The following is a 16,245-nucleotide window of genomic DNA, read 5'->3' as shown; positions in this document are numbered from 1 at the left end:
ATTCCCGGGACGTCCCGTGGTATTCGACGTGGACCGATGGAAGGCCTTTCGCCGTTTTCTGGGCACCTCCCTGACCGTAGATGTGACACGGCAGTATATGCGTGTCCTCTACGACCTGGGCACGACGGGGCCAGATAAGGACTTGCGTGATTGGCTGTACGAAAACGAAATCGACAAACGATCCGTGAGCGACATCATCGCCGCCCGGTGGTGGCCAACCGAAATGCGACACCTCGCTAAGGGTTTACACGTATCAGGGTTACGCCGCTTCCTGAAAGAAGTCGACGCCTATCTGCGTTGCATCGATCGACTTGGGGCATTACCAGCCGATCCTGTGCGTCACCTGTATCTCACTGAGATCATTGCAGAACGAACGCGGTATCAGCGCCTCTCCCGTCTTTGCGTTACGATGGAAATGCTGGCCCCTGGTCATCCTCACCTCGTCGTGCTCCGGCGCGCACAGACTGATCTGTATTCACGGGTCTGGCCACCAAGCCTATCTCAACCGTATTCCAAAAAGCGGGTGATCGCGGACGTAGAGGCGCTTCTCAAAGACCTTACTTCGCGGGATCCGGCGAATGAATGGAGTTCGTCAACTGTCGGAAATCACCGGAAAAGCCTGATTCTGCATCATGATCTGCTTGCCTCACAGGGGCGCGTGATCAGCTTTGATAAGAGCGCGCTCGATATCTTTGCTGACTACGTATTGGACCGCTTGAAGCTTTGGGAGCAGACAAACGGCGAAAAGGGCTGGTGCCGACGTAGCGCCGCCACGTATTGCGCACAGCTTCGGCCATTCATTCAAGACCCAGAGGAGCGCCAGAAATGGGGTCGTTTCACAAATCGGTTTTGGGCCCTCGCGGATAAAAACGGAGATCCCAAGGCAAAGGAGCGGGCGCTATGTGAACGTCCGATGTCCCTCGAGGACTATTTCCGCCGCGCACATCAACTTATAAATCTGGCGAACGATACTGCGAACGTACAAGTCCGAAGGGGACTGCTGACGGTTGCGGGCGTTCTTGGAATTCTGTTGGTCTTCCCGTTACGGCGCGGCGACCTGTGCCGCCTTATCATTGGCGATCAACTTTCTCGGAACGCCAAGAGCTGGATGCTTGATCTTGGGTGGACGAAGAAGTCAGGTACACGGGTCGAGCCTATGATTTTGCCTGAAGAGGTCACATATCTTCTTGATGCCTGCCTACTTCAGGGAACGGAGCCGAGGGTCTTGTGGCAGGTATACCGCGAACGCTCCGGCGTGCCTTTTCTGGAGTCGCCCAAAAACCCTGGTCAGGCCTATTCATTGAACGCGCTGAGCACACTCGTGGCGCGTCACAGCGGACATGGGCCCCACATCCTTCGAACTGTATGGGCCGATACATTGGTGGCGCGTGGAGCAGACCGCGAGGTAATTGCCGCCATTCTTCAGCATGAGAACCCACTATCGCAGGAAGACTACGAAGTTCTTGCGCGGAGAATCCGGTTACGTGAGGCAGCGCTGGCATTGCGCGATCTGGCGGATCGTGCCTGCGGAACTTGAACCCGCCGCGCCGCCAGTTTAACGCACATAGTTTCGTAGCTGCACATGGTTGTTTTGCCCACCCCACCGCTTCCCGGCTTGGGCAAAACAAACCATCCCATATGACCGGGACGTTCGCGACTGAACCGCCCCGGTTTTCCCGGAGCCTGATTACTCCATCTTACGCGACTTTATCGAACTTGTTACACTGTTCATGGGACTGAAAGTCACTGCCCCCCTTCCAGCGCCGCCAAGGCGCGTCTTGAGTCAGATTCATCAAGTGGGGCGAGTGTCGTCGCCCGCAGCCACAAAGCACCGCGCGGAGTTTCAAAAGACCAAGCCGGTGGCACCTCCGCGGTGTTGTAACGCCGCGACGGCCTAAGGGCGATTGATGATGACGAGGTCCCGTTCCGGAATGTCGACATCACAACCTATCGCCGGGCCCAGCCAGCGGGCTTGCTCGGCGATTGCGTCGCCGAGGCGTTTTATCCCTGGTCCCCGCATTTCGGGAACTCGCGCGACCAAGACCGATACGATTTCACAAAGACGGCTCTTCAGTTTCGGCGTCATGCGCCGATATCCGAGATCCTGGAGAAAGCGCGCGATGTCCTCGGTCGTGATGTCGTCGGTCATCTCGGCGGCACCGATCTTGAAAGACATCTGATGCGTGACCTGGTCATTGAGCAGGACCGGAACGATGTCATAGAACGGCGCGAGCTGCGGTCGTGCTCCGTGATACAGCAAACCGTGGTTCTTGGCGTGGTTGTCCGTGTTGCCCAGCAACAGATTGACCAAAGCCCCTTCAAGGAAGGACTGCCGGGTCTGGCCCGGACTGTCACAAGACAGGATAAGCTCGGCAACGCGCCGGGCGGAAAAGGCGCGCTCGTCCACGCCATTTCGTTCGTATTTCAGGGTTGGCCCCAAACCCAAAGCCTGGCAGAAATCCTCCTGGTGAATGCGGCGCACCTGCGCGCCCTCGACCTGGCGATCGAACCGCTCGATCAATAGCCCCCTCACATCTTCGAATTCACGGATAGACGTGTCCGCGACGGGATGGGTGAGCACGTCTTGCGCAATCTGCATCGATACATTTTCGTAATCCACGAGTCGCATTTCAGCGCCCCGGGGCACTTTCAGGATATGCGTTGTCGGCACGTTCAATCCCGAACGCGGAAATCCGAAGCGTCCGTCAGGAAGCATGGCGACAGCGACCTTCCCCTGCACCCCCGCCAAAGGTGATGGATCGCCTGTGCCGTCTGGTACGCGTCGACGATCCCGCAAGGAGATCATCAGGTCTCTTAGCGTGTCGTCGTCGAGCGGGTCGTAATCCGTGTCCAAGTTGCCTGGCTGTTTTGCCGGTCCTTCGCCACGAGGAACGACCGAAATCGCTCCCGGACAGTCCCGTCCGAGGTGATACAACAGCCCAACTGTATCCGAGTGGTCCAGCCCATGGCGTTGCATGATCTGGTCCCTCTGCGCGTTCTCAAACAGAAGATTGTCAAAGAACCCGCGCGTCTCGTTATCGCCAAAGGGCTTCTCCCCGACAGGCAGCGACGTCGATATCGGATGCGGCAAGTCATCCCGCAGGTATCTGAAGGAGATGTCACCGTGGTCATCGCGGGCCAGCCGCCCGACCGGCGTCGGCTGGGCTTCGAGGAAAACATCGAGCTCCAGCATTCAGGTCTCCACGCTGAGCCGCAGCCCAAGGTCCCGGCACAGGTCGAGGACGATGCCGATCTGCGCAGTGTCCTTGCCGTTCTCGATCGCGCTGATGGTCGCGACCGATACGCCTGCCTGCATCGCAAGGTCTCCCTGGGTCATCGACAGGGTCTTTCGCCGTTCCCGGATCGCTGCGCCCAGATCGCTGGCAGTGCGGATGGCGCGTGTTATCTCAGACATATCGATTTCCACGATCGTTGAAGTTTCGCTGAATGTGGGCTTAGTTGCCCGTTTTGTCAACGATCGTCGAAATTTTGCTTCCAAGACACGGAACTCTGCAAAATTTTGACGATCATTGAAATCGCCATGTCGTCAGCTCCCGGAGCTGACAAGGTCAGGCCGTGGCGATCGATAACAATCCAGCCGAGCGTGCCCTACGCCCGATCGGGATAGGACGGAAAAACTGGCTCTTCGCAGGAGCCGATACTGGTGCGGAAACCCTGTCCCGCGCCATGACCATCATCGAGAACGCCAAGCTCAACGGCCTCGATCCGCTGGCCTATCTCGACGACGTGCTCGACCGCATCCATGATCACAAGATCAACAAGCTAAATGAGTTGCTGCCGTGGAATTGGGTGCCACTGGCATCCGTGACACGCAGTCAAGCCGCGTAAGCTGCGGTATCAAAGAGGCGGTTACCAACAAACTGGCACTGGTAGCTTTTGTCAGTGCGTTTGAGGCACCCTGCGAACTCGGCGCGATATCCAGAATTAAAAGCTGGGAAATCAATAAAAATTCCAATTTTCTGCTTCGTGGCGTGAAATACCGGCCAATATGCCTACTGAAAGGAAACAGACAGGTCGCAAAACACAACACTCTGACGGTCGCAGCGGCCTTGCCGTTCAACCCGACGCGACCATTGGCAATGACCATTGCCCGGATCAGCTCCAAAAATGGAGTCATACATGAACTTTATCCTTCCCATTCACTTTGGATGGTCTTCCGACGATGGGGACGCGCGCGACGATGTAGACGCGCTGTCGCTGGCGATTGACCGTCTCGGTCTGTATCTTGACCAGGAGAGCGAGACGCTCATCCAGGTCTTGAATGAGGCGGGCCGTCTGCCCGCAGCTGCGGACTTGGATGAGCTCTCGGGCCTTCATCTCGAGCCCGATTGCACGGACTTCAACATCAGGCAGCTTTTGCTCGACGTGCGCCCAATCCTTGTTCTTGCGCTGGATGAGATGGCTGCCATCTCCATCAGGAGCGATCAGATCTCTTCTTGCAACCAGGACTTCGATACGCGCGTGAACTGGGTATGCGCTCGGCTCAGGGACATGATTGCAACCCTCGACTGGGCATTGAACTAAGATCAGTGCTGGAGCCCGGCAACCCGGGCTCCAGCGCAAAATCTGCATGCGAAGAGTACTTATTCAGGGGCCGTTTTATCTCCTGGGTCACTTAGGGTTTCAACCTCAATTCTGTCAGAACGTCTTGCGGTTGCAAAGTGGAACCAACAGGGTCACTTGCGATCTCAGAGTTTCTACCTCTATCGAGGTGATCAATCGATAATCCGCGGCAGTTGGCTCGGGCTGGCGCGGCAGACCGAACTCACCAAGCTCTGCCGGGTCCCGGTTGATATTACTCAATACGATGGACGCCAACTGGAAGATCGACGTCAAAATGGCCTCCGGGACTTCAACAATCCATGGCAACTTCGAATACCAGTAGGATCGCGTCATACGCGGTGCCGGTGGTGCTGGTAATCAATAAGAACACCCACACGCTGCGAAGCTTCACGGAATGGCTGCGCGAGCACCGTTGTCCGGTCGAAACGTGAACCCGCCCTCCCTGCCGCAATCGCCTGTACGACCCGTCATGGATTTCGATTGAAGAGGCTGTCAGGTGTCGTTACGCTCACGCCAGCACAATAACTGAATGTGCATAGTGATCGTATTCCTCGGCAAGGCTGGGAGAGCCCGGTGAAACAAGGTGGAGCTTCGCTGGGGCGTCGAGCAGCGCCTCGAGTTTATCAAGTTTCGCCTGTTCTGGGAGGGGCATGTGAACTGCAGCGATCTAATGGACCAGTGTGGAATTTCCGTGAACCATACGTGCGCCGACTTAAACCCCTGCATCGGGTTCACTCAAGACATCATGATTTACGGCAAGAGCGCGCGCAGCTAACTGTCTGACCGGAGGAATTATTGTTCGAGATACCGTCGCAATGGACCATCGCGGGTCGCATGGGCCTGGACACAGACCCTTCAGCGCGTCGCCTCCAAGACCAGCAGATCGTAATGATGGGTCAGGAGGCCGTACCGTGAGTATGCTTGAGGACGTCAAACCAGGCAGTCGCGCTTTGGGCGTGGCCCCAGGACCTTCGGTGGAGGTCGTGTCCGTCGAATGGATCGGAGGCCAGGCGATCAATGTCGTCTACCGGAACTCAACTGGCTCTGTCGCAGAAACGACACTCTACCGTGACGATGAACATAGGCTCCGCATCGAAAGCCAAGGGAGGAAGTGGTCGTTTGACGCCGACGGAGCTCAACTCCGCCTCGTGACTGAAGCAAACCGCATCAAGCTGGCGCACTTCTTCGATCCCTATCTCGCGATCCACACCAGCCTTGTGGATCCGCTCCCACATCAGATTTCTGCCGTTTATGGCGAAATGCTTCCGAGACAACCTCTTCGGTTCCTGCTTGCGGATGACCCCGGCGCGGGAAAAACCATTATGGCAGGGCTTCTGATCAAGGAATTGATCGCTCGTAGTGACCTCGAGCGCTGCTTGGTCGTAGCTCCAGGAAGCCTCGTCGAGCAGTGGCAAGACGAACTCGGTGAAAAGTTTGGCCTGGAGTTCGACATCCTGACGAAGGACATGATCGAGGGTTCCCGTTCCGGAAACCCATTCAATGACAATAACCGCCTTATTGCCCGTCTCGACATGCTGGCTCGAAATGAGGAGCTACAGGAGAAGCTGACGTCGTCGACTGAGTGGGACCTGATCATCGCGGACGAAGCTCATCGGATGTCAGCAACCTATTTTGGTAACGAGGTCAAATACACCAAGCGTTATCAGCTTGGTCAGCAGCTCAGTCGGGCGTGCCGACATTTCCTGCTCATGTCGGCAACTCCACACAACGGCAAGGAAAAGGATTTTCAGTTGTTCATGGCCCTGTTGGACGGAGACCGCTTTGAGGGTCGTTTCCGTGACGGAGTCCACGTCGCCGATGTCGAGGACATGATGCGGCGTCTGACAAAGGAAGAACTGCTGCGCTTTGATGGCCGTCCGCTCTTTCCAGAGCGGCGCGCCTACACCGTCAAATACGATCTCTCCCCTCTTGAGGCTGAGCTTTACACGGCCGTCACCGAATATGTCCGCAATGAAATGAACCGTGTGCAGCGTTTCGCGGAAGACGACGGTAAGAAACGTAACAACGTGGGCTTTGCACTTCAGATTTTGCAGCGTCGGCTCGCATCCAGCCCTGCGGCCATCTACCAGTCCTTGAAGCGTCGCCGCGAGCGCCTGGAGAATGAGCTTTCGGAAGCCAAGCTCGCAACACGCGGAAAGACCTCAGCATTCTCGAACGTGGCAATCAACGACGAGATGTTGCGCAACCTCGATGAGTACGGCCAAGATGAACTGGATGATCTCGAAGAACAGATCTCTACTGGCGCAACTACGGCTGAAACCGTGGAGCAGCTGGAGATCGAGGTCCAAACTCTCGAAGGTCTTGAAAACATGGCGCTCGGTGTCCTGCGCTCGGGCAAGGACACCAAGTGGCAGCAGCTTGACCGAATTCTTGATGACGACCTGATGGTCGATCCGGACGGGTATCGCCGAAAGCTCATAATCTTTACCGAGCCGAAAGACACGCTTGAATATTTGTGTGAAAAGGTCGTCGGCAGGATCGGACGGCCAGATGCGGTGGCCGTAATTCACGGGGGTGTCTCTCGGGAAGAGCGCCGCAAGATCGTCGAGCGGTTCATGCAAGACCGTGATCTGCTTGTCTTGATCGCCAACGACGCAGCGGGCGAAGGCGTGAACCTTCAGCGTGGGCATCTCATGGTGAACTACGACCTGCCATGGAACCCGAACAAGATCGAACAGCGTTTCGGGCGTATCCACAGGATCGGCCAGACCGAGGTTTGTCATCTCTGGAATCTCGTCGCGAAGGATACCCGTGAAGGCGAGGTCTATGCGCGGCTATTGGAAAAGCTTGAGGCAGCACGAGAAGCACTCGGCGGACGCGTCTACGATGTCCTCGGCGAACTATTCGAGGAACGCGCGCTCAAGGACCTTCTGTTCGAAGCTATACAGTACGGTGAGCAGGAGGAGGTGAAAGCTCGCCTCTTCCAGACGGTCGATGGTGCAGTTGATCAAAGTCATCTTCTCCACCTCCTTCAGAAGAGACAGCTGACCAGCGACACCATGCCGGAGGCTCGCGTGCAGGAGCTGCGGCTTGAAATGGAACGGGCTGAAGCTCAGCGCCTGCAGCCCCACCACATCCAGAGCTTTTTTGTGGAGGCTTTCCAGCGGCTTGGCGGCCAGATCAAACGCAGAGAAGAGGGAAGATGGGAAATAACTCATGTCCCCCTCAGCGTGCGAGAACGCGACCGTCAGATCGGCTCAAGTGCGCCGCTCCAAAAGAAGTACGAGCGCATCTGCTTTGAGAAGAGCAAAATCAACCAGCAACCCGTCGCCTCCTTCGTTTATCCTGGTCATCCGTTGCTCGACGCCGTCATCAGCTTGGTGCGCGAGAAGAACGATCACCTGATGAAGCAGGGCGCCGTACTGGTCGATGACACCGACGACGGTCGAGACGTCTCCGCCCTCTTCTTGCTCGAACACGGCGTTCAAGACGGGCGCCCAACCAGCTCTGGCAACGCAAACATCATCTCTCAGAAGCTACAGTTCGCCGCGATTGACGAGGAGGGCAACGTGACCAATGCAGGCATCGCACCCCACCTCAATCTGCGTCCCGCAACACCTGACGAGATAGGAGGCGTTGAGGAGATCCTAAACGCCGAATGGCTGCGGGGCGATCTCGAGAAGAAGGTTGTCCAGTTCGCGACGGTCGAGCTTGCCCAAGGTCATGTCGCGGAGGTCCGTGCACGCCGATTGCCGGAAATCGACAAGGTCGAGCAGGAGGTGAAGGCCCGACTGAAGAAAGAGATCAACTACTGGGACGCCCGCGCCTTCGAGTTGAAAGAGCAGGAAAAGGCCGGCAAGAAGACGCGGCTCAACTGGCAGAACGCGCAGCGCCGGGCGGAGGACTTGGCAGAGCGCATGAAGCGTCGTCTGGACCTGATCGAACAGGAGCGGTTCATCTCGGCCCAGCCGCCGCGCGTCCGGGGCGGGATGGTCGTCGTGCCGCGTGGCCTTCTGTTTGAGCGTGTCGCGGGCGAGATGGCCGGTGCCGGATCGGGTTTCTCGGAGGACCCTGTTGCACGCCGCGAAATAGAACTGAAGGCGATGGAGGCGGTCATGGCGGCTGAGCGGGAGCTTGGCAACCAGCCGGAGGACGTATCCGCCCAGAAGGTCGGCTACGATATCGCCTCCTACGATCCCAACGTTGACCACATGCGGTTCATCGAGGTGAAGGGACGGATCGACGGCGCGGACACGGTGATGATCACGCGGCAGGAGGTCATCACCTCGCTCCACGAACCCGAGAAGTTCATCCTCGCCATCGTTCAAGTCGGCGACGGCTACGTGCATGCGCCGCGGTATCTACGCGGGGCTCTTGACACGCGAGAGCCGCCGTTCGATCAGAACGCTATTCAGTTCAACATCAACCGCCTGCTTGAGCGGGCAAGGGCACCGGCATGAAAATCGAAAAAGCTCTCATCATTGACGAACCTTGGATCAGCAAGATCCTGAACGGTACCAAGATCTGGGAAATGAGGAGCACATCGGCCAAGCAACGTGGCTGGATTGGCCTGATAAAGAAGGGCAGCGGCCATGTTGTCGGCGTCGCAAAGATGGTAGGGGCTGACGGCCCACTATCCGATCAGAAGATGATCGAAAATACCGACAAGCATCACATTCCTCCCGAGATTTTTCTCTCGGGGAAATTCGCCAAGCACCGGTACGCTTGGATCATGTCCAACGCAGTTCGCCTGAACAGGCCTGTCCCCTATCGGCACAAGAGCGGCGCGGTCAAATGGGTCACGCTCGATCAGCACGTCTCAGATGCTTTGGCGGAAGATAAAGCCGTAAAGGCCGTTGCATGACAACGCCATATAAGAAGAAACTCATCGAAGTCGCCATCCCCCTCGAAGCGATCAACGCGGCATCGGCGCGGGAGAAGTCGATCCGGCATGGGCATCCCTCGACACTGCATCTGTGGTGGGCGCGGCGGCCTTTGGCGGCGTGTCGGGCGGTGCTGTTCGCGCAGCTGGTGGACGATCCGTCGAGCCATCCGGAGAGGTTTCCGACCGAGGAGGCGGTGGAGGCCGAGCGCAAGCGGCTGTTCACCATCATCGAGGACCTGGTGAAGTGGGAGAACTCGACCAACGAGGAGGTGCTGGAGCGCGCGCGGGCCGAGATCCGCGCCAGCTGCGATGGCGAGCTGCCCCCGGTCTATGACCCGTTCTCGGGCGGCGGGTCGATCCCGCTGGAGGCGCAGCGGCTGGGGCTGCCCGCCTATGGGTCCGACCTGAACCCGGTGGCGGTGATGATCGGCAAGGCGATGATCGAGATCCCGCCGAAGTTCAAGGACATGGAGCCGATTCATCCAGGGGGAAAAAACGCCGGCCATGGCGGCTATAAAAACGCCCAGGGGCTGGCGGAGGACGTGAAATACTACGGCGAATGGATGCGCGAGAAGGCATGGGAGCGCATCGGGCATCTCTATCCGAAGGTGGACCTGCCGAACGAGTTTGGCGGCGGCAAAGCCAACGTGATTGCGTGGTTCTGGGCGCGAACTGTTACCTGTGCCAACCCGGGTTGCCGCTGCCAGACGCCACTTCTTTCGTCTTTTGTACTGTCATCGAAAAAAGGAAGTGAGGCCTATCTAACCCCTATAGTGGAGGGGCAAACTATTCGCTTTGATGTCGGGCCTAAATTCGGCCTAATAGGCAAAAAACCAGAAGAAGGCTATAAGAGGGGCAAGTCAGCAATCTTCGAATGTGCATTCTGCGGCACACCAACAGATCGCAACTACGTGGCGCAGGAAGGTTTAGCCGGAAGAATTGGCGCGCTCCAGACAGCTGTAGCTTGTGAAGGAAAAAGAAGCCGTGTTTATCTTCCAGCGAGTTCATCTCTACTTCCGTCGGATTTGCCAGAGACCGACTTACCTGCTCTGGAGTTTGAATTCCAGCCGAACCCGCGTGATGTATGGTGCAGGAACTTCGGGCTGACACGACCCAAAGACTTATTTACAAAGAGGCAACTTGCAACTCTTTCGACATTCCAAAGTCTGGCTGTAGACGCACGGGAGGCAGCAGAAAAGGACGCTATTTCATCTGGTTTGACTGAAGACGATGTACCATTACGCGATAATGGAAAAGGCGCTCGCGCATACTCAGAAGCAATAACCGTGTACCTAACATTTGCGGTTGATCGTGCTGCAGATGCTTGGAGCGCTCAAGTTACTTGGCGGAGTTCGGTTCAGGCGTCAAGGAGTACGTTCGCGCGTCAAGCTCTGCCTATGACGTGGGATTTTGTGGAGTTGAACCCATTCAGCAATAGCAACGGAAATTGGACGGATGCCTCTGTTGACTGGGTATACAAGTCATTGGGCGCATTCGTTCCGGATGCTATTGGAGAAATACAACAAGCGGATGCCCAGACCGTCGAATATCCCACGAAATGCGTAATTTCCTCCGACCCCCCATACTACGATAATATTGGGTACGCTGATCTTGCAGACTTCTTTTTTGCTTGGATGAAGCCTGCGCTTAGAGGTATATATCCGGATATTTTTGGCATTCTTGCAACGCCCAAATCGGAAGAGTTGGTAGCCGCGCCTTATCGTCAAGGTGGCGCAGCAGCGGCAGAGGACTTCTTCCTCAGCGGCATGAAGCAAGCGATCCAGAATATGGAAGCGAACGCACATGAAGCAATACCCGCCACGATTTACTATGCCTTTAAGCAGAGCGAGGTGGAGAAAGAGGGTATAAGCTCAACGGGCTGGGCAACATTTATTCAGGCAGTTGTCGAAGCTGGTTTCTCGGTGGTCGGAACCTGGCCGATGCGCACTGAAAAACCTGGCCGAATGGTCTCGGTCGGAACAAATGCCCTCGCCAACTCGGTCGTTCTTGTTTGCCGCAAGAAGGAAGTAACCGCCGATTCCGTCACCCGCGCCGAGTTCATCCGCACCCTGAAGCGCGAACTTCCTCCGGCCATCGCCGAGCTTCAAGCCGCCAACGTCTCCCCCGCCGACATGCCGCAATCGGCTATCGGCCCCGGCATGGGCGTCTTCTCGCGCTACAAGGCGGTGCTGGAGGCCGACGACAGCCCGATGACGGTCAAGACCGCGTTGCAGTTGATCAATGCCGAGCTCGACGAGTTCCTGAACGATCTGCATGGTGAATTCGACGCCGACACCCGCTTTGCCGCGACCTGGTTCGAGCAGCACGGCACCGACAAGGGCGACTACGGCGCGGCCGACAACCTCGCCCGCGCGCGCGGCATCTCGGTCGAGAGCGTGAAGCATGCCGGGATCGTCGACAGCTCGGCCGGCAAGGTCCGCATCCTCAAGCGCGCCGAACTCGACCCGGAGTGGGACCCGGCCGAAGACGACCACTTGACGATCTGGGAAAGCTGCCAGCACCTGATCCGCGTGCTGGAGAACGACGGCGAGTACGCCGCTGCCCTGCTGCTCAAAAAGCTGGGCCCGGACCGCGCCGAGATGGTCAAGGACCTCGCCTATTACCTCTACGACGTCTGCTCGAACAAGCGGAAGGACGCAAAGGAGGCGACCTCCTACAACGGGCTGATCGCCGTATGGACGGACTTGACGCGGCTGGCTGCGACGATCCGGATCGAAGATGTGAACCGCCAGTCGGCGATGGATATTTGAAGGTAATCTGAAATGGCAAAAAGTGCACGCCAAACCGTATTCGAAGGCATGGAACTGATGCCGGAAGCGCTGATCCCATTCGTGGAGAAGCGCCTCGACAGCACGCTGCAAGGGCATTGGCAGGTCGATGTCGTGGAACGGATCCGGGGGCTTCGCCCCAATTCCGAAGGTAAGGTCGCGTGGGACCAGCAGGGCCTGCTGCAGACCATGATGGCCTATTGGAAGGAAAGCTTTTCGAGCGTTCTCGGGCATATGGAACGTTCGATGGTTTCAGAGCTGCTCGAAATTCGGAACCGCCTCTCCCACAACGAGTCGTTCAGCTATGACGACGCCGAGCGCGCGTTGGACTCGATGCGTCGCCTTTGCGAGGCCATCAGTGCGGGTGAAACCGCAGGCCAGCTTGGCAAGATGCGCGACACGATCCTCCGGACGAAGTATCGCGAGCTGGCAAGATCTGAAGAGCGCAGGGGACAAACCTCGACCATATCGACCGAAACCGTCTCCGGCCTGCTTCCCTGGCGAGATGTGGTCGAACCGCACCAGGACGTTGCCACCGGCGAGTTCCAGCAGGCTGAGTTCGCAGCCGACCTCGCTAAGGTGCACAATGGCAGCGCGCCCTTTGAATACAGCGATCCCCGGGAGTTCTTCAGCCGTACCTATTTGACGGACGGTCTGAGCAAGCTGCTGGAGGGAGCGGCCAAGCGGTTGTCGGGCAAGACCGGCGACCCGGTGGTTGAACTGCAGACCAACTTTGGCGGCGGCAAGACGCACTCGATGCTGGCCCTCTACCACATGGTCGGGAACACGGCGGTTAATGATCTACCAGGCCTGGACCAACTGCTGTCGGACAAGGAGCTGAGCGTTCCCGACAAGATCAGCCGAGCGGTGCTCGTTGGCACCTCGCGCGGGCCGCAGGACATCATCCGCCTGGAGGGTGGGCAGGAAATCCGCACCACGTGGGGTGAGCTTGCCTGGCAGCTTGGTGGTCAGGACGCGTTCGACATGATTGCAGAGTGCGATATCAGCGGGATCGCACCGGGTTCAAACCTGCTCGAGGCGGTCTTCAAAAAGTGCGCTCCGAGCCTGATCCTGATCGACGAGTGGGTCGCCTATCTCCGCCAGATCTACAAGGTCGAAGGGCTTCCCTCGGGCTCATTCGACGCGAACCTCTCTTTCGTTCAGGCGCTGACCGAAGCCGTGAAGGCTTCGCCGCAGACGCTACTGGTCGCCTCACTTCCGGCGTCCCAGATCGAAGTTGGCGGCGAAGGTGGTCAGGAAGCGTTGGCGCGGCTCAAGCAGACTTTCAGCCGTGTGGAGAGTTCTTGGCGGCCGGCGTCGCAGGAAGAAAGCTATGAAATCGTCCGGCGTAGGCTCTTCAAGGAGATACCGGGCGACAAGTACATGCATCGGGACAACACCCTGAAGCAATTCGCCAAGCTTTATCGGGAAAGCCCCAACGATTTCCCGCAGGGCTGCGCTGACGAAGACTACCGACGCAAGCTCGAAAAGGCCTACCCAATCCATCCAGACCTGTTCGATCATCTGTATACGGCTTGGGGATCACTGGAAAAATTCCAAAAAACGCGGGGCGTGTTGCGCCTAATGGCGCAAGTGATCCACGAGCTCTGGATGTCAGGCGATCCCTCAGTGATGATTATGCCCGGCAGCCTCGCGATAAGCTCGGCCCGAGTTGAGCCTGAGCTACTCCACTACCTGCCGAACGCTTGGCAGGGAATCATCGCGGGCGATGTGGATGGAATGAATTCCACTCCCTACAAAATTGATCAATCCGCTCCGAACCTGAACCGATACTCGGCGACACGTCGTGTGGCACGAGGGGTCTTCGTCGCGACTGCGCCCACGGAGGGCCAACAGAATCGTGGCATTGACGACAAGAGGATCAACCTTGGCGTTGTGCAGCCGGGTGAGCGGGTGGCTATTTTCGGTGATGCGCTCCGCAGATTGACCAATCAGGCCAAGTTCATGCACAGCGATCAGGGCCGCTATTGGTATTCAATGTCGGCGAGCCTGAACCGCGTTGCCGCCGATAGGGCCAGCCAACTGGAAGAAGCGCTTGTCATGGTCGAAATCGATAAAGCTCTGACAGTTTACATCAACGGACTCGCAGATCGTGGCCACTTTGACGCGGTGCAGGTCGCACCGGATGGTTCTTCTGAAGTACCTGATGAAACCGGTGGTGTCAGGGCAGTTGTTCTCGGCGTTGCTCACCCCCATTCGGCCCGCGATGGCTCGGACGCGCTGGTCGAAGTGAAGGATATCCTGTTGCAACGTGGCGCTACGCCCCGCGTGTATCGTAACACGTTGGTATTTCTGGCATCTGACAATCGCCAGTTGGATAACTTGAAAGAAGCAATGCGATCCTCGCTCGCATGGGATGGAGTCGTTCGAGATGCCGACACCGGACGCCTCGATCTAAAGACCAGTGACATTGCACTGGCAAAAGACAAGGCAAAGGAAGCCCGGGAAACCGTTCAAACCCGGCTCAAAGAAACCTGGTGTTATCTGATCTACCCCTATCAGGATTCTGCACAATCTGACGTAGAACTGACATCAGCCCGGATCCCACCTCAGGATGGCATTCTCGGCCGTGCCAGCAAGAAACTCGTGAGTGATGAAGCCCTCCTACCAGAAATCGGCCCAGAACGCCTCAATCGAGAGCTGGAGAAATATATCTGGAACGGCAAGCCGCATCTGCATCTCAAGGACCTCTGGGAGTACTTGAACCGGTACACTTACCTGCCTCGCTTGAAGAGCAGAGAGACCCTGACAAAATCCGTGCAGTCAGCTGTATCCGGAATGCTTCCAGGCCCATTCGCCTACTCTGAGCGGTGGGATGAAGGATCCCAGTCCTACGCCGGGCTGGCGATCGAGAAAGCATCGAACGCATTGGTGTCGATTGACAGCGACTCTATCATCGTGAAGCCCGATGCCGCAGAGGCGAGCCGGCCAAAGCCTGCCGCTGCCTCAGAACAAAGTGGACTTGGTTCCAGAGCAGGCGCCGCGACAGGCGAGACTGACGAGGGCAGCGCAACGCACACTGGCGAAGGCGGCGTTCATGAAAGTGCAGCAGCCAAACCGGACGCAGAGATTAAACCGAAGCGGTTTGTCGGTACCGTCATGCTTTCTCCAGACCGGCCGGCGCGCGATATGCATCAAATCGTTGAAGCCATCGTAGAGCAGCTCACGACTCTGCCTGGAGCGGAGGTTTTACTGAAATTAGAAATTGATGCTGAAGTTCCATCTGGCCTCGACAGAGCAAAAGTTCGAACCCTTTTGGAGAACGCCAGTACGCTGGCATTCACTGATAAATCAGTTAAGTAGCTTGGGTATCTCAAGGCTTACGCGGGAACTGTCACGAGACAACAGGTTGCGCTCATCGAATAAGTTCTAACCTGTCCCCCGGATTCGCCGCAACTCTTCCGCGATTCGAACCAACATCCTCCTCGCAAGCCGTGGCGGAACCCTTACTCGCTGCTTTCGGACAAGCTCTGCGTGGCAGTCGCGGAGACGGCGCCCGCTGCCGCAGGGGCAGCGAACGTGTCCCTTCACGCTCTTGCGTTCCAGCAGCCTCAGATGCGCGACAAGTTGGCCGATGGTCGCGAATGGCGAACGACGAGAGCAATTGATCACCCGTTTGACAAAGCACATCTTGGTCTTGCGCAAAAGATATGGAGACCCAAGACACGCTTTCTCGGCTATGCTCAGCGAACATCTCGACGCATTTGAAAATGAACTGACGCAACTCTTGTAGAAGCTGCAGGTGTAACTTTGATCCTGACTTCCGAATGGCTCCCTAAACTTCACTACTCATATGATTTGTCCCATGCGATGTTGGACGCTCTAAATTCGCGATGGCTGGAGGCCGACTTAGGTTTGCAGCGCGTAGTACGACGCTACAGGAATACCAGTTGGATCGCCAAGCCATCCTTTTCCAGTATTGCACTCAGAGCCCTCCGCGCTCATCTGCACCACGAAATGCAAAGGGCTGGTCTTTTGGTGTCATTTTTTACTTTCTGGTCCTTT

At 57.2% G+C, this 16,245-nt stretch carries 12 protein-coding genes and 1 pseudogene; 8 read left to right on the top strand and 5 right to left on the bottom strand.

Annotation, left to right across the window (positions count from 1 at the left end; translation table 11 throughout):
* The first annotated feature begins 16 nt into the window (after positions 1 to 16).
* The gene (locus ABIE58_RS03170) at positions 17 to 1,537 is read left to right on the top strand and encodes a tyrosine-type recombinase/integrase (protein ID WP_354543234.1); all 1,521 of its coding nucleotides are present in this window, start codon (positions 17 to 19) and stop codon (positions 1,535 to 1,537) included.
* Positions 1,538 to 1,894: 357 nt separating this feature from the next.
* Here the strand turns inward: ABIE58_RS03170 and ABIE58_RS03165 are convergent, their stop codons facing one another.
* Complete coding sequence (locus tag ABIE58_RS03165; protein ID WP_354543233.1) at positions 1,895 to 3,193, bottom strand: type II toxin-antitoxin system HipA family toxin; 1,299 nt, start codon at positions 3,191 to 3,193, stop codon at positions 1,895 to 1,897.
* Positions 3,194 to 3,415, bottom strand: a complete 222-nt coding sequence (locus tag ABIE58_RS03160) for a type II toxin-antitoxin system Y4mF family antitoxin (protein WP_354543232.1) — start codon at positions 3,413 to 3,415, stop codon at positions 3,194 to 3,196.
* Positions 3,416 to 3,576: 161 nt separating this feature from the next.
* On the opposite strand from ABIE58_RS03160, the pseudogene ABIE58_RS03155 reads away from it, so the two are divergent.
* Both ABIE58_RS03155 and ABIE58_RS03150 read left to right on the top strand, forming a co-directional pair.
* Positions 3,577 to 3,849: pseudogene (locus ABIE58_RS03155) on the top strand (transposase domain-containing protein); the annotation flags it as partial.
* Between the two features lie 291 nt (positions 3,850 to 4,140).
* Entirely contained in the window at positions 4,141 to 4,545 is a 405-nt protein-coding gene (locus tag ABIE58_RS03150; RefSeq protein WP_354543231.1) for a hypothetical protein, read from the top strand.
* 114 nt (positions 4,546 to 4,659) lie between these two features.
* On the opposite strand, the gene ABIE58_RS03145 is transcribed toward ABIE58_RS03150, so the two are convergent.
* Together ABIE58_RS03145 and ABIE58_RS03140 are read right to left on the bottom strand one after the other, a co-directional pair.
* The gene (locus ABIE58_RS03145) at positions 4,660 to 4,917 is read right to left on the bottom strand and encodes a hypothetical protein (RefSeq protein WP_354543230.1); all 258 of its coding nucleotides are present in this window, start codon (positions 4,915 to 4,917) and stop codon (positions 4,660 to 4,662) included.
* A gap of 175 nt (positions 4,918 to 5,092) precedes the next feature.
* Positions 5,093 to 5,236, bottom strand: coding sequence for a hypothetical protein (locus tag ABIE58_RS03140; RefSeq protein WP_354543413.1), 144 nt, complete (start codon positions 5,234 to 5,236; stop codon positions 5,093 to 5,095).
* Here ABIE58_RS03140 and ABIE58_RS03135 point away from each other — a divergent pair.
* From ABIE58_RS03135 to ABIE58_RS03115, 5 genes are all read left to right on the top strand, one after another.
* Complete coding sequence (locus tag ABIE58_RS03135; RefSeq protein ID WP_502950058.1) at positions 5,168 to 5,359, top strand: BrxR family helix-turn-helix transcriptional regulator; 192 nt, start codon at positions 5,168 to 5,170, stop codon at positions 5,357 to 5,359. The two genes, ABIE58_RS03140 and ABIE58_RS03135, sit on opposite strands and share 69 nt — an antisense overlap.
* 142 nt (positions 5,360 to 5,501) lie before the next feature.
* The gene (locus tag ABIE58_RS03130; RefSeq protein ID WP_354543407.1) at positions 5,502 to 9,005 is read left to right on the top strand and encodes a protein NO VEIN domain-containing protein; all 3,504 of its coding nucleotides are present in this window, start codon (positions 5,502 to 5,504) and stop codon (positions 9,003 to 9,005) included.
* A complete protein-coding gene (locus ABIE58_RS03125; RefSeq protein WP_354543229.1) occupies positions 9,002 to 9,409 on the top strand; it encodes an ASCH domain-containing protein in 408 nt (135 codons plus the stop codon). Before ABIE58_RS03130 ends, ABIE58_RS03125 begins: the two co-directional genes overlap by 4 nt.
* Positions 9,406 to 12,201 (top strand): DUF1156 domain-containing protein, encoded by a 2,796-nt coding sequence (locus ABIE58_RS03120; protein WP_354543228.1) that lies wholly within the window; start codon positions 9,406 to 9,408, stop codon positions 12,199 to 12,201. Before ABIE58_RS03125 ends, ABIE58_RS03120 begins: the two co-directional genes overlap by 4 nt.
* A gap of 48 nt (positions 12,202 to 12,249) precedes the next feature.
* On the top strand, positions 12,250 to 15,543 hold the full coding sequence (locus tag ABIE58_RS03115) for a DUF499 family protein (RefSeq protein WP_354543227.1): 3,294 nt from the start codon (positions 12,250 to 12,252) through the stop codon (positions 15,541 to 15,543).
* Positions 15,544 to 15,609: 66 nt separating this feature from the next.
* Here the strand turns inward: ABIE58_RS03115 and ABIE58_RS03110 are convergent, their stop codons facing one another.
* Entirely contained in the window at positions 15,610 to 15,870 is a 261-nt protein-coding gene (locus ABIE58_RS03110; RefSeq protein ID WP_354543406.1) for an SEC-C metal-binding domain-containing protein, read from the bottom strand.
* Between the last annotated feature and the right edge of the window lie 375 nt (positions 15,871 to 16,245).

This window comes from Roseovarius sp. MBR-78, from assembly GCF_040547535.1.
Classification (GTDB): domain Bacteria; phylum Pseudomonadota; class Alphaproteobacteria; order Rhodobacterales; family Rhodobacteraceae; genus Roseovarius.
The sequence above is the reverse complement of the archived record's forward strand: the minus strand, read 5'-3'. Positions and strand labels throughout refer to the sequence as shown.

Coding starts and splice junctions, on each gene's coding strand:
- ABIE58_RS03165 (WP_354543233.1), bottom strand. CDS start 3,193: ATGCTGGAGCTCGATGTTTTCCTCGAAGCCCAGCCGACGCCGGTCGGG.
- ABIE58_RS03150 (WP_354543231.1), top strand. CDS start 4,141: ATGAACTTTATCCTTCCCATTCACTTTGGATGGTCTTCCGACGATGGG.
- ABIE58_RS03145 (WP_354543230.1), bottom strand. CDS start 4,917: ATGACGCGATCCTACTGGTATTCGAAGTTGCCATGGATTGTTGAAGTC.
- ABIE58_RS03110 (WP_354543406.1), bottom strand. CDS start 15,870: ATGTGCTTTGTCAAACGGGTGATCAATTGCTCTCGTCGTTCGCCATTC.
- ABIE58_RS03115 (WP_354543227.1), top strand. CDS start 12,250: ATGGAACTGATGCCGGAAGCGCTGATCCCATTCGTGGAGAAGCGCCTC.
- ABIE58_RS03140 (WP_354543413.1), bottom strand. CDS start 5,236: ATGCCCCTCCCAGAACAGGCGAAACTTGATAAACTCGAGGCGCTGCTC.
- ABIE58_RS03160 (WP_354543232.1), bottom strand. CDS start 3,415: ATGTCTGAGATAACACGCGCCATCCGCACTGCCAGCGATCTGGGCGCA.
- ABIE58_RS03120 (WP_354543228.1), top strand. CDS start 9,406: ATGACAACGCCATATAAGAAGAAACTCATCGAAGTCGCCATCCCCCTC.
- ABIE58_RS03125 (WP_354543229.1), top strand. CDS start 9,002: ATGAAAATCGAAAAAGCTCTCATCATTGACGAACCTTGGATCAGCAAG.
- ABIE58_RS03130 (WP_354543407.1), top strand. CDS start 5,502: ATGCTTGAGGACGTCAAACCAGGCAGTCGCGCTTTGGGCGTGGCCCCA.